The 18,662-nt window shown below is 63.4% G+C and carries 20 protein-coding genes; 8 read left to right on the forward strand and 12 right to left on the reverse strand.

Annotated elements, in window-relative coordinates; genetic code table 11:
* Nucleotides 1-85: 85 nt before the first annotated feature.
* The gene (locus ACFPFW_RS08250; protein WP_162799793.1) at nt 86-889 is read left to right on the forward strand and encodes a class I SAM-dependent methyltransferase; all 804 of its coding nucleotides are present in this window, start codon (nt 86-88) and stop codon (nt 887-889) included.
* Here ACFPFW_RS08250 and ACFPFW_RS08255 read toward each other — a convergent pair.
* From ACFPFW_RS08255 to ACFPFW_RS08270, 4 genes are all read right to left on the reverse strand, one after another.
* A complete protein-coding gene (locus ACFPFW_RS08255) occupies nt 868-2,118 on the reverse strand; it encodes an O-antigen ligase family protein (protein ID WP_114958536.1) in 1,251 nt (416 codons plus the stop codon). The genes ACFPFW_RS08250 and ACFPFW_RS08255 overlap by 22 nt on opposite strands.
* Nucleotides 2,115-3,653, reverse strand: a complete 1,539-nt coding sequence (locus tag ACFPFW_RS08260) for an undecaprenyl-phosphate glucose phosphotransferase (RefSeq protein WP_114958537.1) — start codon at nt 3,651-3,653, stop codon at nt 2,115-2,117. Before ACFPFW_RS08260 ends, ACFPFW_RS08255 begins: the two co-directional genes overlap by 4 nt.
* Before the next feature lie 95 nt (nt 3,654-3,748).
* On the reverse strand, nt 3,749-4,900 hold the full coding sequence (locus ACFPFW_RS08265) for a glycosyltransferase family 4 protein (protein ID WP_114958538.1): 1,152 nt from the start codon (nt 4,898-4,900) through the stop codon (nt 3,749-3,751).
* Nucleotides 4,897-5,466, reverse strand: a complete 570-nt coding sequence (locus tag ACFPFW_RS08270) for a polysaccharide biosynthesis/export family protein (protein ID WP_114958539.1) — start codon at nt 5,464-5,466, stop codon at nt 4,897-4,899. The genes ACFPFW_RS08265 and ACFPFW_RS08270 overlap by 4 nt, the downstream gene beginning before the upstream one ends.
* A gap of 137 nt (nt 5,467-5,603) precedes the next feature.
* Between ACFPFW_RS08270 and ACFPFW_RS08275 the strand changes: the two genes are divergently transcribed.
* Nucleotides 5,604-7,925 carry a GumC family protein gene (locus ACFPFW_RS08275; protein ID WP_114958540.1) on the forward strand — a complete coding sequence of 774 codons (2,322 nt, stop codon included), beginning with the start codon at nt 5,604-5,606 and terminating at the stop codon, nt 7,923-7,925.
* A gap of 8 nt (nt 7,926-7,933) precedes the next feature.
* Nucleotides 7,934-8,995, forward strand: coding sequence for a polysaccharide deacetylase family protein (locus ACFPFW_RS08280; protein ID WP_114958541.1), 1,062 nt, complete (start codon nt 7,934-7,936; stop codon nt 8,993-8,995).
* On the opposite strand, the gene ACFPFW_RS08285 is transcribed toward ACFPFW_RS08280, so the two are convergent.
* Nucleotides 8,992-9,195: a DUF2842 domain-containing protein gene (locus ACFPFW_RS08285; RefSeq protein ID WP_114958542.1), complete on the reverse strand. Its 204-nt coding sequence runs from the start codon at nt 9,193-9,195 to the stop codon at nt 8,992-8,994. The two genes, ACFPFW_RS08280 and ACFPFW_RS08285, sit on opposite strands and share 4 nt — an antisense overlap.
* A gap of 92 nt (nt 9,196-9,287) precedes the next feature.
* Here ACFPFW_RS08285 and ACFPFW_RS08290 point away from each other — a divergent pair, with 92 nt between their 5' ends.
* Both ACFPFW_RS08290 and ACFPFW_RS08295 read left to right on the forward strand, forming a co-directional pair.
* The gene (locus ACFPFW_RS08290; protein WP_114958543.1) at nt 9,288-10,337 is read left to right on the forward strand and encodes a COX15/CtaA family protein; all 1,050 of its coding nucleotides are present in this window, start codon (nt 9,288-9,290) and stop codon (nt 10,335-10,337) included.
* A gap of 55 nt (nt 10,338-10,392) precedes the next feature.
* A complete protein-coding gene (locus ACFPFW_RS08295; protein ID WP_114958544.1) occupies nt 10,393-10,776 on the forward strand; it encodes a PRC-barrel domain-containing protein in 384 nt (127 codons plus the stop codon).
* 61 nt (nt 10,777-10,837) lie between these two features.
* On the opposite strand, the gene ACFPFW_RS08300 is transcribed toward ACFPFW_RS08295, so the two are convergent.
* Entirely contained in the window at nt 10,838-11,014 is a 177-nt protein-coding gene (locus ACFPFW_RS08300) for a hypothetical protein (RefSeq protein ID WP_162799794.1), read from the reverse strand.
* Between the two features lie 134 nt (nt 11,015-11,148).
* Complete coding sequence (locus ACFPFW_RS08305) at nt 11,149-12,186, reverse strand: cysteine synthase A (RefSeq protein WP_114958545.1); 1,038 nt, start codon at nt 12,184-12,186, stop codon at nt 11,149-11,151.
* A gap of 269 nt (nt 12,187-12,455) precedes the next feature.
* On the opposite strand from ACFPFW_RS08305, the gene ACFPFW_RS08310 reads away from it, so the two are divergent.
* The 3 genes from ACFPFW_RS08310 to ACFPFW_RS08320 are packed head-to-tail and all read left to right on the forward strand — an operon-like array spanning nt 12,456 to nt 15,756.
* Entirely contained in the window at nt 12,456-12,917 is a 462-nt protein-coding gene (locus tag ACFPFW_RS08310; protein WP_114958546.1) for a (2Fe-2S)-binding protein, read from the forward strand.
* A gap of 2 nt (nt 12,918-12,919) precedes the next feature.
* The gene (locus tag ACFPFW_RS08315; protein ID WP_114958547.1) at nt 12,920-15,082 is read left to right on the forward strand and encodes a xanthine dehydrogenase family protein molybdopterin-binding subunit; all 2,163 of its coding nucleotides are present in this window, start codon (nt 12,920-12,922) and stop codon (nt 15,080-15,082) included.
* Between the two features lie 2 nt (nt 15,083-15,084).
* Nucleotides 15,085-15,756 (forward strand): Isoquinoline 1-oxidoreductase subunit, encoded by a 672-nt coding sequence (locus ACFPFW_RS08320; protein ID WP_114958548.1) that lies wholly within the window; start codon nt 15,085-15,087, stop codon nt 15,754-15,756.
* A gap of 22 nt (nt 15,757-15,778) precedes the next feature.
* Here the strand turns inward: ACFPFW_RS08320 and ACFPFW_RS08325 are convergent, their stop codons facing one another.
* From ACFPFW_RS08325 to ACFPFW_RS08340, 5 genes are all read right to left on the reverse strand, one after another.
* Nucleotides 15,779-16,372, reverse strand: a complete 594-nt coding sequence (locus ACFPFW_RS08325; protein ID WP_114958549.1) for a hypothetical protein — start codon at nt 16,370-16,372, stop codon at nt 15,779-15,781.
* Nucleotides 16,373-16,380: 8 nt separating this feature from the next.
* A complete protein-coding gene (locus ACFPFW_RS08330) occupies nt 16,381-17,556 on the reverse strand; it encodes a zinc-dependent alcohol dehydrogenase (RefSeq protein WP_114958575.1) in 1,176 nt (391 codons plus the stop codon).
* A gap of 341 nt (nt 17,557-17,897) precedes the next feature.
* Nucleotides 17,898-18,191: a hypothetical protein gene (locus tag ACFPFW_RS08335; protein WP_114958550.1), complete on the reverse strand. Its 294-nt coding sequence runs from the start codon at nt 18,189-18,191 to the stop codon at nt 17,898-17,900.
* Nucleotides 18,191-18,283: a small membrane protein YohP gene (locus ACFPFW_RS18590; protein ID WP_465254244.1), complete on the reverse strand. Its 93-nt coding sequence runs from the start codon at nt 18,281-18,283 to the stop codon at nt 18,191-18,193. Before ACFPFW_RS18590 ends, ACFPFW_RS08335 begins: the two co-directional genes overlap by 1 nt.
* Before the next feature lie 33 nt (nt 18,284-18,316).
* Complete coding sequence (locus ACFPFW_RS08340; protein WP_114958551.1) at nt 18,317-18,604, reverse strand: hypothetical protein; 288 nt, start codon at nt 18,602-18,604, stop codon at nt 18,317-18,319.
* Nucleotides 18,605-18,662 lie beyond the last annotated feature (58 nt).

Below are 18,662 nucleotides of genomic sequence, written 5' to 3' on the forward strand. Positions count from 1 at the left end.
TCCTCGAGATTAACAGTGTTTCAGCGTTGAACTTGTAAACTCCCGTCGATCGATAGAATTTTCGGCGAATATTCGGGAGGCGTTCGTGTCCGCTGTTTCAAAATTCGACGTTGCCGATGATGTCGCGCACCCTGAGGTTAGCGCGAATTCCTCTCTTCGCAGCGTCATCGAGGCGTCCGGATACCGTCCTTATGGCGACTGGTGCTGGGACGGCTACAAGCCGACCATCGTGGCTTTGGCCAAGGCCTACGGCCTGACGCGCCTGCTCGAAATCGGCGGCGGCCGCGATCCGTCGTTTTCTCCTGAAGAGGCTGCCGAGCACGGCTTTCAGGTGACGATCAACGACATCTCGTCGGTCGAACTCGAGAACATGAAGGCCAATTTCGGCACGGCCTGTTTCGATGTCTCCGGCGACATCAGCTCGACCGGCATCGCCAAGGGCGCCTACGATCTCGCTTATTCCCGGATGGTCTTCGAACACGTGAAGGACGTCGAGCAGGCCTGGACCAATCTTTACCAGCTGCTCGCTCCCGGTGGCGTCGCCATCGCCTTCTACCCGACGCTCTATTGCCCGCCCTTTGTCGTGAACAAGTTCATCCCCGAGAGCGTGTCCTCGGCCATTGTCAACCTGCTCTACAAGCACCGCACTGCAGACGAGGATCCGAAATTCCCCGCCTTCTATGACCATTGCTATGGCGCGCCGGGTCTGGTCGAGCCGATGCTGCGTGACATCGGCTATCGCGATGTCGCGGTGATGCCGTTCTACGGGCACGAGTATTTCATCAATATTCCGGTCGTGCGCGAGATCGACGCTCTGGTCAGTAATCTTGCCCGCCGCACCAATTTCGGCCGGCTGTCCGCTTACGCCTATGCGGTGGTCCGGAAATAGGATCCGGACTGCTGCTGGTATTTGCTGACGGCGGCGATGAAGCCCCAGGTGAGGCCGAGCAGCAGGAAGAAGTGACGCCAGTGGTCGGTGTCGATGATGAAGCCCTGCAGCGATAGCACGGTGAACGTCGCCAGCACTGCGCCGAACGGCAGCCGGTATGGGCTCGGCTTGAACAACGCCTTGTAGCCGACCGCCCAGGTCAGCACGATCGTCGCCGCGTAGCTGAAGCCGCCGAGCCAGCCATACGAGAAAAACGCGTTCATGAAGACATTGTGCGGGTCGGCCTCGAAGATGCGTGCGAACGCGTGCGGGCCGATCCCGAGCGGGTTGTCCATGATATAGGCGAGGCCGCGCGCCTGGTTGGCGAAGCGGCCGCTATCCGAGACGTCGTAGTCCTGCTCGAGACTGGCGCGGATCTCGAAGACCTTGCTGATGGCGGGAATGCTGAGCAGGGCGACGAGGCCGAGCGCCACCGACACACCCCCGGCGATGCTGACGACCATCACTCGAAGCCGAAGCCGCGCCGAGTTCGAGAAGATCAGCAGGAAGAGCACCGCGAGCGCGCTCGACAGGACGACGTGCGTCCAGGCCGCGCGCGAGAAGCTGAGAAAGAGGCCGATCAGCGTGATCATGTAGGGCAGCGACAGGATCATGATCGTCCGGGCGCGCCCGAGCAGCATGTCCTGCAGCATCAGGACGAGGGGCAGGACCAGGAATGGCGAATAGACATTGGGGTCCTTGAAGAAGGCTTTGGCGCGGCTGTAAAGCGTCAGAAGCTCGCTCGTGCCGGCGACATTGAAATAACCCACTATTCCAAAGACGGCGGCGACCATCGCTGTGGCGATATAGGCGGTCTTGATGATCGCGAACCGTTCGAGCGTGTGCTCGGTCAGCAGCGCCGCGTAGAAAACGGCGTTGCCGAGCATGAAGGCCGAGATCAACACATATTCGACCGTGCCCTCATATTGCAGCACGCGCGTCGCGGCCATTGCCCCGCCGATATTGAACAGGACGAGCAGGATGACGAGAGGCATGGCCGTGGCGTGCAGCCTCAGCCCGGCCAGCATGAAAAAGAGAAGCGTTGGAATGAACATCGCCTCATAGGGCGAAGGCTCGATCAGAACGAAGCTGCCGCTGAAGACGAACAGCCAGAGCATGAACCGGGCAAGGCCTTCCCGCGAGACCGCCAGTCGCGGCGCGGCGATGCCGGTTGCGTGCGTTGCGCTCAATAGGCGCTCTTTGAGTTCAGCAGCGACAGCGGCGTCTTCAGCAGGATCTTGATGTCGAACAGGACCGACCAGTTCTCAATGTAATAGAGATCGTGCTCGACGCGCTGCTGGATCTTCTCCTGCGTGTCGGTCTCTCCGCGCCAGCCGCAGATCTGCGCCCAGCCGGTGATGCCGGGCTTCACGCGATGGCGCGCGAAATAGCCGTCGACGGCCTCGTCGTAGAGACGGTCTTCCGCCTTGGCGTGGATCGCGTGCGGACGGGGGCCGACGAGCGAGAGATTGCCTTTCCACACGACGTTCAGAAGCTGTGGCAGCTCGTCGATGCTGGTGCGGCGGATGAAATGGCCGATGCGGGTGACGCGCGGATCGTTGACCTGGACGAGCCTCGACGCGGTCGGGTCAGTATGCTCGGTATACATCGAGCGGAACTTGAAGACCTCGATCAGCTCGTTGTTGAAGCCGTAGCGCTTCTGCCGGAAGAAGATCGGGCCGCGTGAATCCAGCTTGATCGCGACCGCGGTCGCCAGCATCACCGGGGACAGGCAGATCAGCGCGATCGCGCCGACGACACGGTCGAACATCGCCTTGATCACCACGTCCCAGTCGGCGATCGGGCGGTCGAAGATGTCGATGACCGGAATCGAGCCGAGATAGGAATAAGAGCGCGGCCTGAATTGCAGCTTGTTGGTATGCGCCGACAGCCGGATGTCGATCGGCAGAATCGACAGCTTCTTGAGCATTTCGAGGATGCGCCCCTCGGCCGTGATCGGCAGGGTGAATATCACGAGATCGAGCCGTGTGCGGCGCGCGAATTCGACGAGATTATTGACGGTGCCGAGCTTCGGCAGGCCGGCGACAGTGTCCGGCGAGCGTTCGTCGGTGCGGTCGTCGAACACGCCGCAAATGTCGACGTCGCTCATCGTATCAGCCTGGATGGCGTTGATCAGGTTCTCGGCGGCCGGGCCGCCGCCGACGATCGCCGTGCGCCGCTTGAGCCGTCCCGCGGCCGTCCAGTGCCGCACCACGGCGCAGACGATTCCTCGCCCGGCGATAAGCGCGATGACACCGCAGGACCACCAGGCCAGCATCCAGCTCGGTCCGGGCGTCGTATAGCCGAGCGCGGCGAAGAGAACCCAGGGCGCGGCGACCGCGACCGTCCATGCGCAGGCGAGTCGAATGGCCTGAGCGCTCAGGTTGCGGAACATCGGCACCGAATAGAGATGCGCGGCCTCGAACAGGACGATGGCGGTGATCGTCACGGCGGGAAGCAGCAGCGCCTCGAGCCAGAACCATTCGCTTGAACCGGAGAACAGCGAAAGGGCAACCACGCCGACCAGAAACAGGCCGATCGCCTCGCCGAACCTGACGAGGCCGGTGATGATGATGGGGGAATAGGTTGCCGGAACCGGAGTGCTGGCGATCATTTCGGCCAGAGGCGACAGGGCCGTCGGCTTGCCGGTTTCGAAAGTCTGCGCGGATGGCGCCACGGAACGGTTTCGCCCAGCGTTTCTTCTTTCGATGTCGGCAATACTCATGACAGACCTGCACAGACCCAGACGCGGTTCGGGACGGGGCATCATCGCCAAGAGGGGTGGAAGAAGGCTTAATAGGGACAATTAAACGCTTATTCTCAGGTCCTGTAGGTCAGGGCCTCGCGGTATCCGGATAGTACTCCGGCGACCATTTCCGAGATCGAGAAATTCTCGCGGACATAGCCAGCCAATGCTTCCGCCTGCTCGGTCTTTTCCGGGGCGGGCATCGACAGAAGCTGCTCGATCGCGTCGGCGAGCGCTTCGCTGTCATCAGGCGGGACGAGCCGATCCGCGAACGGTCCGAAGATTTCGGGAATGCCGCCGACATTGGTTGCGACGAGTGGATGCGCGGCGGCGGTTGCTTCGATGACGACGTAAGGCAGGCTTTCCGCGCGCGACGGCACGATCATCAGGCCGGCCTGGCCGAGAGCCTCCCGGATCGGCTGGGGAGGGGAGAAGCGGACCTGGTTTCCAAGTCCGAGTTCGGCAACGAGGTCATGTAATTGCCGCTCGTCCGGCCCCGCTCCGACGATCAGAAGGGACAGTTCCCGGCCGCCGGCCGCGATCTGCGCCACGGCCCGCAGCAAGACGTCGATCCCCTTCAGCACGCGCAATTCGCCGATGTAGAGCAGGTCGCCAGCGTCTTGTTCGAGCGGCACCGGCTTGAATTCGGCGGTGCTGACACCATTGCGGACGACCCGTATGCGCTGGGACGCCTTCTCGCCGATCACTGGCCTCGCCAGCCGGGCGATATAGTCGCTTTCGATGAGGAAGATATCGGTCGAGCGCGCCAACATGGTTTCAGCAGCCATATAGGCACGGGCGCTGACGGATTTGGTCGTGTAGTGGAAGCTGCCGCCATGCGGCGTGTAGACCGTCGCGGGCCAGTTCCGGTCGATCAATCTGGGTACCCGGGCATAGGCACCGCCCTTAGAGCCGTGTCCGTGCACGATGTCGGGCTTCGCCTCTTCGACGAAAACGCGAACCGCGCGCGTCGCGGCAAGATCGGAGAGGCCCGGATTGCGGCCCATCGCGATGCGTCTCAGGCCAAGATCGAGACGCGGTTTGAGTTCCTCCAAGGCCGTTGCAGCCCGCTCGCCGCCCGTGCTCGCATCACAGAGGATGCCGACATGGTGGCCGAGTTCGGCCTGGCCGCGTGCAACGTCGAGCACATGGCGAAAAAGCCCGCCGACGGGCGAGCGGAAGACGTGAACGATCCTGAGCGGCCGATCGGTCGCGTGCTGCGTCAAAACCAGCGTTCCTTGACGGTGACGGTGTCACCCGGCCGGATCAATGTCGTCATCGGCACTGTCATGCTTGTGACGCCGGTCTGGTCGCGACGGCTGAGTTCGACCTGCTTGCGGTAGGCACGCGGTGAGTAGCCGCCTGCAATCGCCACTGCCTGCTCGGCGGTCATGCCCGCGACGAATGGATATTGTCCTGCCGCCGTCACTTCACCGAGGATGAAGAATGGCCGGTAACTCTCGATCTCAACAGAGACATTCGGCTCTCGAAGGTAGTCTTTCCGAAGCCTAGCCTCGATCGCGCCCTTCAACTCGAAAGGCGAGCGTCCACTTGCTTCGACCGGGCCGAGCAGCGGCATGGTGATCAACCCGCTCGGATCGACTTGGTAGGTCGCACTGAGATTCGCCTGGTTGAGAACGGTGATTCTCAACTTATCGCCGCTGCCGAGCAGATAGGGCGTGTCCACCATCGCGATCGCGAGCTCTGCTCCGCGCGGTTTTGGCGCGCAGCCCGCTATGAATCCAATGGTGACGAGGAGGAGCGGAATGACGGCCCAGCGGAAACGCGGCATGACAGGCTTTCAGTAGCTTTTCTCTGATGCCGAGTTAGCCCCGTTATGGTTAACAAACCCTTGGTTCTTCCCGGGGTTAACCCGTTCGAAACCATAAGCCGCGACAACAGGCTGGGTCATTCGAGCAGGGGAGCGCCATGCCGGGCGCCAACAGTTTCAGCGTACCGCCCAGCGATCAGCCACCGAGCGACATCGATCTCGGCGCGCTCGGCCGCGCCATATGGGCAAAGAAGGTACTGATCATCGGCCCGACGCTTCTCGTCGCGGCCGCTGCGCTGTTCCTCACCGGCAAGCTCACCCCTCTCTATAAGTCTGAAGCGAGTCTGCTCATCGAGACGAGTGAAAACGCCTATACGCGGCCGAGCACCGAACAGGCCCAGAACGCGGCCGTCGAGGCCGACGAGCTTGCGGTGACGAGTCAGGTTCAGCTCCTGATGTCGCGCGATCTGGCTCGTGACGTCGTGCGGGATCTCGGTCTCGCCGACCTTCCGGAATTCAATCCGGACGGCGGCAGTCCTTCGCCGGTCAACAGGGTGCTGTCATTGTTCGGCGTGATCCGCGATCCCGGCAAGATGAGTACCGAAGAGCGTGTGCTCGATTCCTATTTCAAGAAGCTCGGCGTCTACGCCGTCGCACGCTCCCGTGTCGTCGTCACGGAGTTCTCGTCGGAGAATCCCGATCTGGCGGCCAAGGTCGCGAACACCGTCGCCGAACGCTATCTGCAGATGCAGCAGACCGCGAAGCAGGAGAGCACGCGCCAGGCATCCGCCTGGTTGGCCACGGAAATCGACCAGCTCAGCCGCCGTGTGTCCGAGGCAGAAGCCAAGGTCGAGGCTTTTCGCGCCAACTCGAATCTCTTCATGGGCGGTGGTGCGAACAATGTCAGTTTGACCAGCCAGCAGCTCAGCGATCTCTCCGCGGAGATGTCGCGAGTCCGTTCGCAGCAGGCCGATGCCCGCGCCAAGGCGCAGACCATTCGCGATGCGTTGAAGAGCGGCAAGCCGATGGAATCGCTCGATCTTGCCAATTCCGGCCTGATCGGGCGCCTTGCCGAGCAACGCGTCGCGCTTGCCTCCACGATCGCGCGTGAAAGCCGGACTTATCTCCCTGCGCATCCGCGCATGAAGGAACTGAACGCCCAGATCGAATCGCTCGATCAGCAGATGAAGGAAGAAGCCGGTAAGCTCGCCCGTGCCTACGAGAACGAGGCCGATGTCGCCGCCGCGCGCGTGGCCTCCATCGAATCTGCGGTCGTCGATCAGCGCAAGGTCACCGGCTCGTCCAACGAACAGGAAGTCCAGCTCCGCGCGCTCGAACGCGATGCCAAGGCTCAGCGGGATCTTCTGGAACAGTTTCTCGCCCGCTACCGCGACGCGGCCGCACGCGAGCGCATCGAAGCGACGCCTGCGGATGCCCGCATTATCTCGCGTGCGGCGGCCTCCAACACGCCCTATTACCCAAAGCCCATACCGATCGTGGCGCTGGCTGCAGTCGCCACGTTCGTACTGCTGAGCATCGCGGTTGCAGTGGCGGAATTCCTGCGCACTCCACCGACGCCGGAAGTCCGCGTGCCCGTTCCCACGCCGGTCGCCGAACCCAGCCCAGTGGTCGAACCGTCGCGTGCCCGTTGGTCGCTCGGCGGCGCACTCGCGGGCGCGACCGGTCGGTTCCGGCGCAAGGAAGCCGAGCCCGAACCCCCGCCAGTCGTCATCTCTCGCGTGCCGAATGTCACGGTGCCGAATGTAACCGCGCCGGAAGCGCCATCTGCTTCGGCGGCGACGACGGAACTACCGGTGTTCGGCCGCCTGCAAACTTCGGCTGCAACGCCGCTTTCGCCTCAGATGGAAGTCGAGGCAGCCGATCTTCGTCTGCTCGGAGATCTGGCGAACCATCTCGCTGCGATGCCGAAGGGCGAGGGCGCCCTGAACATCCTCACCGTTGGGGCGACTGGCGGTGTTGACGCCGGCACGATCGCGCTGTCACTGACCCGTTCGCTTGCCGCAGCCGGCCGGAAGGTCGTGCTGATCGATGCTGCGGACACCGACGTCATCTCGGATACGGTCGCCTCGCCGAGGGCCGGCGGAATTGCCGAACTCGTCAACGGCGATGTTTCTTTCGGGGAAGCGATCCAGCGCGATCGCGCCTCGGCCGCGCATATCATCGCTCATGGGGCTTCAGGCGCGCTGACCGTGCCGGCCATCCAGCGCATCGGCGTCGTCTTCGATGCTCTCGGCCTCACCTATGACTTCGTCGTCGTCCTCGCGCCGTCGCCTGACACCAGCCGTGGCATGATCGAACTCGCCAAGAAAACCGACGCCGCCATTCTCGTCGCCCCGACAGGCGCGAACGAAGCGACCGCGATGGCGCATACGTCGCTGCTCGCCAGCGGTATCAGCGATGTCGTCGTGCTGCTCACGCCCGATGCCCCGGCGCGGGCCTCGTCCGTTCTGTCCGCCTGAGCGGCGCGGTGGATCTGCGCACAGGCCTTCTTCGACTGGGATTGAACGCCATTGATGCGGCGGGTGCGCTCGGGATCACGAGATTGCTTGCGCGTCTCACACGCGGTTCAGGTCTGATCTTCACGCTGCACCACGTGCGCCCAGCGCGGGAGAAGCGTTTCGATCCCAACGGTATCCTGGAGATCACACCGGAGTTTCTCGACACTGCGATCGTCGCGATGAAAGAGGCCGGCTACGACGTGGTCACGCTCGGCGACGCCCTTCAGCGTCTTCAGGAGAAAGACCAGCGCCGCTTCGCTGTCTTCACCTTCGACGACGGAGCCCGCGATGTCCGCGATCACGCATTGCCCGTCCTGCGGAAGCACGATGCGCCTTGCACCATGTTCATCGCCTCGGGCTTTGCCGATGGCACAGCCGAGCTATGGTGGCTGGTCCTCGAAGAGACACTCCGTCGCCGCTCGTCATTGGCCTACGACTTCGGCGGCGGCCCGGAACAGATCGCGCTCGTGAGCGACGCCGAGAAGAATGCCGTGTGGAATCGAATCTACTGGCATCTCAGGAGCATCGCGGACGAAAAGACCATGCGCGCGATCATCAGCCGGATGGCACAGGATTCCGGCTTCGACGGCTTGTCGCTAACCCGCGAAGTCTGCATGGACTGGAGCGAACTGCGCGCGGTCGCGGCCGATCCTCTGGTCGAGATCGGCAATCACACCGTCTCCCATCCGATGCTCGCAAAGGCCACCGAACAGGACGTGCGTGATGAACTGACGACCTCGCAACGCCGCATCACGGAAGAACTTGGCGTCACCCCCCGACACCTCGCCTATCCCGTCGGCGACCCGACCTCGGCTGGCCCGCGCGAGTTTCGTATCGCCAGGGAACTGGGCTTTGCCAGCGGGCTGACCACGCGGAAGGGCGTGCTTTTTCCCGAGCACGGCACTTATCCCACGGCGCTGCCGCGCATCTCGCTGAACGGCAATTACCAGGAACGGCGTTATCTCGAACTCTTCGCCTCCGGCCTGCCGTTCGCGCTGCAGAACAGGTTCCGCAGGCTCGACGTCGCCTAGTCCGGTCTCGACATCCATTTGATGATGAGTCCGGCCGGGATCACCCAGCCGACGCCCGCCACGACGTAATAGACGAACTGCACGATAGCGCCCGCCTGCGCCACACGTCCCTGTGCAACGGCCATGAAGAACAGCGCCCAGCTGAGCACAAGGATGATCATCAGCACGGTGCCGATGAATTTGCGGGTGCGGATCTGCACGATTACTCCAAATGGCGCGGGGCGACAGGTCGCGTTGCGGTCGAAAGGCGAGGGACCTATCTCTCCGGCGAACTCTCAAGGAATGCAAGCTCATGGCGGCCGCCGCCAAATCCATGCGACCCGTCCGCGTCTGGCTCTACATCGTCGCTGCCATGGTCGCAGTGATGGTAATGGTCGGCGGTGCGACGCGCCTTACCGAATCGGGCCTCTCGATCACCGAGTGGAAGCCGGTCACCGGTGCGTTGCCTCCGCTGTCGAACGAGGCGTGGGAGGCGGAGTTCGCGAAATATCGCGAGATTCCGCAGTACCAGCGGGTCAACAGAGGCATGAGCCTCGATGAGTTCAAGACGATCTTCTGGTGGGAGTGGAGCCATCGGCTACTCGGCCGCGTCATCGGCTTCGTCTTCCTCCTGCCGCTCGTCTTCTTCTGGTGGCGCGGATACCTGAACCGGACGCTCGCGCCGCGCCTCACTCTGCTGTTCGTGCTCGGTGGCTTTCAGGGCGCAATCGGCTGGTGGATGGTCGCCTCCGGTCTGGCGGGACGCGTGTCCGTCGCGCCCTATCGGCTCGCGGTCCACCTGACCTTCGCATTTCTTCTGTTCGCGGCCCTGATCTGGATTGCGGGCAGCCTACGGGAGCATGCGACGAGATCCGTCCCGCGCTCGGTCCGCACCGGTGCCTGGATCGTTCTCGTCATCGCTTTCGTCCAGGTGTTCCTCGGCGCCATCGTCGCCGGGCTCGATGCGGGGCTGACCTACAATTCGTGGCCCCTGATGGATGGCCGTTTCATCCCGCCGGTCGACGGCCTGCTGTTCATGGATCCGGTGTGGCGCAATCTGTTCGAGAACACGATGACGGCCCAGTTCATGCACCGCATGACGGCCTATCTCCTGTTCGCCGTCGCCGCGTTCCATGCATTCCAGGCGCGGGGCACCGAAGCGGAGAAGTCGGCGAAAGTCCTGTTCGGCATGGTGCTTGGCCAGGCAGTGCTCGGCATCTGGACCTTGCTCGAGGTTGTGCCGATTTCGCTCGCGCTCGCCCATCAGTTCGGAGCGCTGGCCGTTATCGGCCATGCGGTGGCGAACGTGCAGCGTCTGACGTCTGCGGAAACCCGCTCCGAGCCGCTTCCCGCGCCCGCCTGACGGAACCCACCCTCGGAGGGGAGTGTTCATCCCGTACAAGCGGGAGGACCATCAGATGGATTCTGATACCCAGACCAAGATTCGCGCGGCCGGAAACCCGCTCATCGCGAGTGACCGCGTGCAGGGCTCGACCATTCGCAGGCCGGACGGCGAGAAGATCGGCAAGATCGAGCGGCTGATGATCGACAAGATCAGCGGCAAGGTCGCCTATGCCGTGATGAGCTTCGGCGGCCTGCTCGGCGTGGGCGAGCGCTATTACACGATGCCGTGGACCAAGCTCGACTACGATCCGAACCTCAATGCCTATGTGCTGGACATCACGAAGGGCCAGCTACAGGGCGCGCCGGTGCTGAATTCCGAAGGTGAAAGCGGACCGGACCGCAACGCGGAGCGTGCGCTCCACGAACACTACGACACCGATCCCTATTGGCGGATCTGACGGGGCTCACGAATCGAAAACGGCGCCGGAAGGCGCCGTTTGCGTCTGGATGCGAGACCGCTCAGGCAGCCTGCTGCATCGGCTCGGAAACAGCCGCGTCCAGTTCGGCGCGGAGGGCTGCGATACCGGCTTCGAGCGAACGGCGACGCTTGAAGTAAAGATGACCGCAAAGCGCGGCCCAGCCCGCGACCGTAAGAACGAAAAACGCGATCGAAAGATGAAGAGGCAACAGATCCACGTTTCGTTCCTTCCCCTGCGGCGACTAATACGAGGTCGACAAGCAACACCTACACACCCAACCTTTAACGCCGAGTATCGCGTTTGGTTGCCGACGATTAGTCGCCGGCCACGCACAGAGCGTTCGAAGCTGCATCAGACCAAGACGTCCGATGCCCGGATCCGGGCGGGCTGTTCGAGCCATTCCGGAACGGGGAGGCCCTTTTCGCGCAGGAAGGACGGTTCGAAAAGCTTAGATTGATACCGGGTACCATAATCGCAGAGCACTGTTGCAATCGTGCTACCCCGCCCGAGCTCGCGCGCAAGTCGTACCGCGCCTGCGACATTGATGCCGGACGAACCGCCAAGGCACAGGCCTTCGTGCTCCAGGAGATCGAACACGATCTTCACCGCCTCGGCGTCGTCAATGCGATAGGCAAGGTCGATCGGTGCTCCGACGAGGTTCTCGGTGATGCGGCCCTGGCCGATCCCTTCGGTGATGGACGATCCCTCGGCCTTCAGCTCGCCGGAGGTGTAATAGGAATAGAGCGCGGCCCCGTGCGGATCGGCCAGCGCGATCTTGATGCTCGGATTGTGCTTCTTCAGCGCGATGCCGACGCCCGCCAGCGTTCCGCCGGTCCCGACCGCGGCGACGAAGCCGTCGATCCTGCCGCCGGTCTGCTCCCAGATCTCCGGACCGGTCGTCTCGATATGCGCCTGCCGGTTGGCGACATTGTCGAACTGGTTGGCCCAGACGGCACCGTTCGGCTCGGTCGTTGCGAGTTTCTCCGCGAGGCGACCCGAGACCTTCACGTAATTGTTCGGGTTGGAATAGGGCACGGCCGGCACCTCGACGAGCTCAGCGCCCGCCAGCCGCAGCATGTCCTTCTTCTCCTGGCTCTGGGTATCAGGGATGACGATGACCGTCCTGAGACCCAGCGCGTTGCCGACGAGCGCCAGGCCGATGCCGGTATTGCCAGCCGTGCCTTCCACCACGGTGCCGCCGGGTTTCAGCGTGCCCCGCGCCATCGCATCCTTGATGATGAAGAGAGCCGCCCGGTCCTTCACCGACTGGCCTGGATTCATGAACTCGGCCTTACCGAGGATTTCGCACCCCGTCTCGTCGGAGAGGCGGTTGAGCCGGATGAGCGGCGTATTGCCGATGGTGTCGAGAAGATTGGCGCGAATTGTCATATGGGGGCTGTGAATTGGCGGGTTATGCGAAGCCGCACCGTACAAGCCGCGAGGACAGCGAACAAGTGACAGTTCGGGCCTGTTGCCGCGGGCGAAAGAAAGAGCAGACAGGATGATCGGGCCGGGGCATCAAGCGGAGGCCCGATAAAGATCCCATATATCGGAGCGAGTTAAGTCACGGCCATGTAAAGAAGCAAGTTTATTGGAATCGTTCTTGAATAGGGGAGGTTGGCGGAGCTAGCATCGACAAAATGCCATGGAGGACGCCGATGCCTTATGCGCTGAACGTCAACGGAAAATCCTACTCGGTCGATGTTGACGGTGACATTCCCCTGCTCTGGGTGGTGCGCGACGTCATCGGACTCACCGGCACCAAATTCGGTTGCGGCATCGCGATGTGCGGCGCCTGCACCGTTCATCTGAGCGGCCAGGCCGTTCGTTCTTGCATCACTCCCGTCGAAGATGCGGCCAACTTCGATATCACCACAATCGAGGCTCTCGGCGACGCCGAGCTCGGTGCCCGCGTCCAGAAAGCCTGGCTCGAGGAGGAAGTCGTCCAGTGCGGCTATTGCCAGTCGGGCCAGATCATGTCCGCGGCAGCCTTGCTGGCGTTGAACTCGAAGCCGACGGACGAAGACATCGATTCCGTGATGGCGGGGAATATCTGCCGCTGCGGCACCTATCCGCGCATTCGCTCCGCCATCAAGCTCGCGTCCAGCAGGGAGGGCTGATCATGGGCATCGTCCAGACCGCACTCTCCGGCGAAATCTCCCGTCGTTCCTTCCTGATCTCGGCGACGCTCGCCGGCGGCAGCCTTCTGATCGGCTCCCGGATCATCCAGCCGGCCGCGGCTCAGAGCCAGGACAGTTTCGCGCCGAACCCATTCATCCGCATTCCACCCTCTGGAAAGATCGAAGTCGTGGTTCCATCCGCCGAGATGGGGCAGGGCGTCTATACCGGCATCGCGACGCTCGTGGCCGAGGAGCTGGAAGTTCCGCTCGACCAGGTTCAGGTCGTCGCCGCGCCGGCCGATCCCTTGCGCTATGCGCATCCCGTTCTGGGCGACCAGCTCACCGGCGGCTCCGTCACCATCCGTGGCTTCTGGGAGCCGATGCGGCGCGCCGGAGCGACGGCGCGGACCATGCTGGTATCGGCCGCTGCCCGTGAATGGAGCGTTCCAGAGGCCTCCTGCCGCGCCGAGTCCGGCAATGTGGTGCATGCCGAAAGCGGTAGGCGGCTCGCCTATGGGGCGCTTGCCGCGAAGGCTGCCGGGCTGCCGGTGCCGGAAAATGTGGCGCTCAAGCCCGCGTCGGAGTTCAAGCTCATCGGCAAGGACGTGCCGCGCGTCGACACGCCCGCCAAGGTCAATGGCACCGCCAAATTCGGTCTCGACGCGCATCCGGCCGGCGTGAAGTTCGCGGCGATCGCGATCTCGCCGGCCTTCGGCGGGACGCTGAAGGACGTCGACGACAGCGAGGCCCTGCGCATCAAAGGCGTACGCCAGATCGTGAAGCTGAGCGATGCCGTGGCGGTTGTCGCCGATCATACGGGCGCGGCCCGCAAGGGCTTAGCCGCGCTCAAGATCACCTGGGATCCGGGACCGAACGGCGACCTCAACAGCGAGGAACTCGAGCGGCGGATCGAAGCGGCGGTGGCCGGCGAGGCCGTGGTCGCCCACAACAGCGGCGATGTCACCGCCGCCGAGGCGACCGGCGCCAAGGGCTTCGACGTCGTCTATCGCATGCCGATCCTCGCCCACACGACGATGGAGCCGATGAACTGCACGGTTCATGCCCGGCCGGATTCCTGCGACGTCTGGGTCGGCACGCAGGCGGCGGGCCGCGCGCGGAAAACCGCCGCGGAGGTGCTTGGTCTGCCGGTCGAGAAGGTCATGGTTCACAACCATCTCATAGGCGGTGGTTTCGGCCGCCGTCTCGATATCGACGGCATCACCATGGCGACGCGGGTGGCGCAGCATGTTCAGGGGCCGGTTCAGGTGGTCTGGAGCCGCGAGGAGGACATCCGCCACGACAGCTACCGCTATCTCAATCTCAGCCGCCTCAGCGTGAAGCTCGGCGCGGACGGAATGCCGGTGTCGTGGCGGCACCGCATCGTCGGGCCGGCCATCATGGCGCGGTTCCTGCCGATCTTCTTCAAAGACGGCGTCGACTTTGACATCACTGGCGGCGCCGAGAGCCCATACGCCATCGCCAACAAACGCGTCGAATATGTGCGCCACGAGGCGCCCGAGGGCATGCTGACAGGTAATTGGCGTGGCGTCGGTCCCAATCGCAATGCGCCAGCCATCGAGGGCGGCATCGATGAGGCCGCGCATCTCGCTGGCCGCGATCCCGTCGACTATCGCCGCCAGCTCCTCGCGGGAAATCCGCGCCTGCTGGCGGTGCTCAACCTCGCCGCAGAGCGCGCCGGATGGGGAACGCCGCTCGATCGCGGCCGGGCGCTTGGCGTTGCCGTGTTGCCGGATTTCGGCAGCTTCGCGGCGCTCGTCGCCCAGATCCATGTCGATAGGAACGGCGCTCTGAAGGTCGAGCGCCTGGTCTGCGCCGCCGATTGCGGTATCGCGATCAATCCGACGGTGCTCGAACAGCAGATCGAAAGCGGGCTCATCTATGGGCTCAGCGCCGTTCTGTACGGCCGCCTCACGATGAAAAACGGAGCCATCGTCGAGGGCAATTTCGATGACTCGCCGGTGCTGCGCATCAACGAATGCCCGCCGATCGAGGTCCATCTCGTGCCGAGCACGGAATCGCCTGGAGGTGTCGGCGAGCTCGGCACGCCGCTGGTCGCGCCGGCGCTGGCGAACGCGATCTTCGCCGCCACCGGCAAGCGGCTCCGCGATCTGCCGATAGACGGCAGCGCGCTGAGGGGAGCCTGACCATGAACGTTCGTCTTCTCAAGGTTCTCGTCCTCGCGGTCGCCTCGCTCGGCGTCGGGCTCGCAACTTTCAGCCTCGGTAGCAGCGGCATCGCCGATACGTCGCAAGGCACGCCCGACCCCGCACGCCGGCTCAAGAGCGTTTCGGAGTTCCAGTCGATCGCAGACGCCGGCACCCGCTCACGCGCGCTTTTCGTTGAGGCGGCAAAGGTCATCACCGACCCTCGCTGCATTAACTGCCATCCGATGAACCGCCAGCCGACGCAGGGCGACAGCATGCATCCGCACGTGCCGCTGATGAACGCGGGAGGCGGCGCGGGTCCTGGCATCGGCCCCGACGGCCTGATGTGCAGTGCATGCCACCGTGCTGAGAATTCGCCAGCCATCCCAGGCAGCCGCGTTGGCTCGGTTCCCGGTAATGCCCATTGGTCGCTCGCGCCGGTCAGCATGGGCTGGCAGAAGCAGACGCTCGGCTATATCTGCCGGCAGCTGAAAGATCCGACGCGGAACGGCAATCGCAGTCTGACGCAGATACACCGGCATACGATCGAGGATCACCTGGTCGGCTGGGCATGGCATCCCGGCGAAGGGCGCAGGCCGGCACCCGGCACGCAGGAGGAGTTCAGCGCTCTCATCGGCGCCTGGATCGAGACGGGCGCGGAGTGCCCGTCGTAGGGCGAGTCGACGCGATCGGCCGTCAGCCTTCAATCGCTTCAAGCCGGGGACGAGGGGCCAGATCTGCTCGCATATCCCGCGGCGTTTGGAAGGACTCCCTCGCCAGGCCGCGTGATGCTTCCTTGCCCTTGGGGAAGCCGCTTCTGTCGCTGTAGTCCCGCCTGCGGCCTTTGCCGGCGCTGTGCGTCGCTGAAACGGCCGTGACCGCGGCGATGTCGAGCAGGGTGATCCCGGCTATCAAGGCCATTGCAATGGCAGCATTGTCCCGCTTCGGATTTTCGGGGCGCAGCGCAGGGGCCAGCGTAGCGACGTCCAGCAAGTCACCTGCGACCCGGCTCACCAAACCAACCTGCTTGTCGAAGGAAAGCGTGGGTATCGCGGAGGCGATCTCCCGCACTCCATAGGCCCTTACCAAGCTCTCCTTGCCTTGAAGTCCGAGGGTGCGGGTGATGGCGCCGGGGGCAATGACTTCCACGATACCCAGGCCGATGCTGAACCAGCCAAGAGCGCGGGCGAGCCTATCGGCTCCGGAGAGCGAACTTGGCCCGGATCGAACGATCTTCGGATCTCCCGGCGAGCGGGCGATGTGCGACGACAGATTGGCGAGCGCGTTCATGCTTTACCTCAGGGGTTCAGGACTACTTTGATGCAGCTGTCCTGCTTGTCGCGGAACGTCCTGTACATCTCAGGCCCATCCGCGAGATCGGCCTTGTGAGTGATGACGAAGGACGGATCGATCTCGTCGTCCTCGATGAGACGGAGAAGGTCATCCGTCCAACGAGCGACGTGCGTCTGGGCCATCCGGAAGGTGAGGCCCTTGTTCATGGCCATGCCCATCGGCAGCTTGTCGACGAGACCTGTGTAGACGCCCACGATCGAGATCACCCCTGCCGGACGGCAGACATAGATCATCTCGCGCAGCGCATGAGGCCGGTCGTTCTCGAGGAGCATCATCTGCTTGGCGCGATCAAGCACGGTATCTGGCTGGGAGAGCGTGACATGGCTCTCGGTGCCGATCGCATCGATGCATTTCTCGGGGCCCTTGCCGCCGGTGATCTCGTTGAGCCTCTCGATCACGCTCTCATTCAGGAAGTCGATCGTGGTCGCGCCCGCTGCCTCGGCCATAGACAGTCGCTCCGGCAGGCAATCGATGGCGACGACCTGTTCGGCGCCGAGCAGGATAGCGCTGCGGATCGCCATCTGGCCGACGGGCCCGCAACCCCAGATCGCGACGGTGTCGCGGGGCTGGATGTCGCATTGAACGGCGGCCTGCCACCCGGTCGGAAGGATGTCGCTGAGGAAGAGCAGCTTATCGTCGGGAATGCCGTCCGGCACCTTTACATGCGTTGAATCGGCAAAGGGCACGCGAAGATATTCCGCCTGCCCGCCGGGATAGCCGCCGGTGAGGTGCGAATAGCCGAACAGGCCCGCAGTCGCGTGGCCGAAGACTTTGTCGGCCAAAAACTTCTTGCGATTGCTCCGCTCGCAGACCGAGAAATTCTGGCGGCGGCATTGTTCGCATTCGCCACAGGTGATGGTGAAAGGAATGACGACGCGGTCGCCCTTCTTGAGGGTGTGCCTGGCGCCGGAGCCCACCTCGACCACCTCGCCCATGCTCTCGTGACCCATGATGTCGCCGGGCAGCATAGCCGGAACGAGATTGTGAAAGAGGTGGAGGTCTGAGCCGCAGATGGCGCAACTCGTCACCTTGATGATGGCGTCGCGCGCGTCTTCGATCTCCGGGTCTGAAACCGTGTCGCAGCGAATGTCTTCCTTGCCGTGCCAAACCAGGGCTCGCATCGCACCCATTTCCTCCGTTCACCCAGCCCGACCCAACGCAAGGAACATTTGGAGGTTCGCCATGGTACGATTCCGCTCTCAGTCACGCGGCGCATCATCAATGGTAATGATTTCGGCTGCTCATCGGGACCGCCTCCCGGTGGCCCCTTGAGGCCGTTGCCGAAAACGGTCGGGAAGGAAACGGAGCCGTCTGCAATCGCGTGTTGGAAAGGCGAAGCACCGGGACCGCCGAACTCGATCGATGATCGAGAGGTCAAGTTGCCCGTGAAGCAGCGTGGCGACCCCGACTGCTTTATGGGTGAGCGCAGCATTTGGTGTTCTCGGGTGACGGAAACGGCGGGTTAGAGCAGGAGCCAACCGATCAGTGCCGCCAAACTCAGGCTGCCGATGATCACGTACAGCGCGCCTGGCCAGAACGGCGGTTCGCTCCCTTCCGATTGAGGTTGCCGTGGCTGGCGTATCTCTCCCTTCATGGCCAGCCGAACGGCCGGTTCGGGCGGAGGCGTTCCGGCCGCTTCGTCGTCGGCGCCAAGTGGCACGGCCGCCGGATCGGGAAAGGCAACCTTGCCGGCCGTCTGGCCGGCGTCGATCGCTCCGCGGAGCTGTTCGGGACGGGCAGGGCGCTCGTGCATCATCAACCCGGAATGAGAAGTTTCAGAACGCCGGTTACGACCAGCAGACCGATAACGAAAATGATGACGATCGCCCAAATCAGAAGCTTGATCATGTGAAATTCCCACCGTTCAGCAAGGCCTGCACCTCACTGCGAATTCGTGCCCGCGCCGCTATGGATCGAAGATGGATCGCGATAGGAACCGCCACCGTCGGCCCGGCTACCGCTGGTGGGAGCAGTCCCGGTCGCGGCACGGCCCGCTTCGTTCCTGTCGGAAGTGCTCTGTGTCGTGTCCGGCCTGGCTGCCTTGCAGTCCGTATTCGCCGCGCAATTCGCCGGCGGCGAGACGTTGCCGGGCGGCGTTTCGGTCTGCTGAGCGAAGGCGGCCGTGTTGACGGTGAGTCCCGCTGCGATGGCTAGGATGCGAATGATCATGTGCTGTCCTCCTGCTTCTCAATTCACAGAAGCCAATGAGGTTCGACCTGTCCGTTAC

This window comes from Flaviflagellibacter deserti (assembly GCF_042652085.1).
Lineage (GTDB): Bacteria > Pseudomonadota > Alphaproteobacteria > Rhizobiales > Methylopilaceae > Flaviflagellibacter > Flaviflagellibacter deserti.

Bases quoted from the DNA above. Each gene is read 5' to 3' on its own strand.
- ACFPFW_RS08260 (WP_114958537.1), bottom strand. From the start codon at position 3,653: ATGAGTATTGCCGACATCGAAAGAAGAAACGCTGGGCGAAACCGTTCC.
- ACFPFW_RS08270 (WP_114958539.1), bottom strand. From the start codon at position 5,466: ATGCCGCGTTTCCGCTGGGCCGTCATTCCGCTCCTCCTCGTCACCATT.
- ACFPFW_RS08275 (WP_114958540.1), top strand. From the start codon at position 5,604: ATGCCGGGCGCCAACAGTTTCAGCGTACCGCCCAGCGATCAGCCACCG.
- ACFPFW_RS08290 (WP_114958543.1), top strand. From the start codon at position 9,288: ATGGCGGCCGCCGCCAAATCCATGCGACCCGTCCGCGTCTGGCTCTAC.
- ACFPFW_RS08295 (WP_114958544.1), top strand. From the start codon at position 10,393: ATGGATTCTGATACCCAGACCAAGATTCGCGCGGCCGGAAACCCGCTC.
- ACFPFW_RS08305 (WP_114958545.1), bottom strand. From the start codon at position 12,186: ATGACAATTCGCGCCAATCTTCTCGACACCATCGGCAATACGCCGCTC.
- ACFPFW_RS08310 (WP_114958546.1), top strand. From the start codon at position 12,456: ATGCCTTATGCGCTGAACGTCAACGGAAAATCCTACTCGGTCGATGTT.
- ACFPFW_RS08315 (WP_114958547.1), top strand. From the start codon at position 12,920: ATGGGCATCGTCCAGACCGCACTCTCCGGCGAAATCTCCCGTCGTTCC.
- ACFPFW_RS08320 (WP_114958548.1), top strand. From the start codon at position 15,085: ATGAACGTTCGTCTTCTCAAGGTTCTCGTCCTCGCGGTCGCCTCGCTC.
- ACFPFW_RS08325 (WP_114958549.1), bottom strand. From the start codon at position 16,372: ATGAACGCGCTCGCCAATCTGTCGTCGCACATCGCCCGCTCGCCGGGA.
- ACFPFW_RS08330 (WP_114958575.1), bottom strand. From the start codon at position 17,556: ATGCGAGCCCTGGTTTGGCACGGCAAGGAAGACATTCGCTGCGACACG.
- ACFPFW_RS08335 (WP_114958550.1), bottom strand. From the start codon at position 18,191: ATGATGCACGAGCGCCCTGCCCGTCCCGAACAGCTCCGCGGAGCGATC.
- ACFPFW_RS18590 (WP_465254244.1), bottom strand. From the start codon at position 18,283: ATGATCAAGCTTCTGATTTGGGCGATCGTCATCATTTTCGTTATCGGT.
- ACFPFW_RS08340 (WP_114958551.1), bottom strand. From the start codon at position 18,604: ATGATCATTCGCATCCTAGCCATCGCAGCGGGACTCACCGTCAACACG.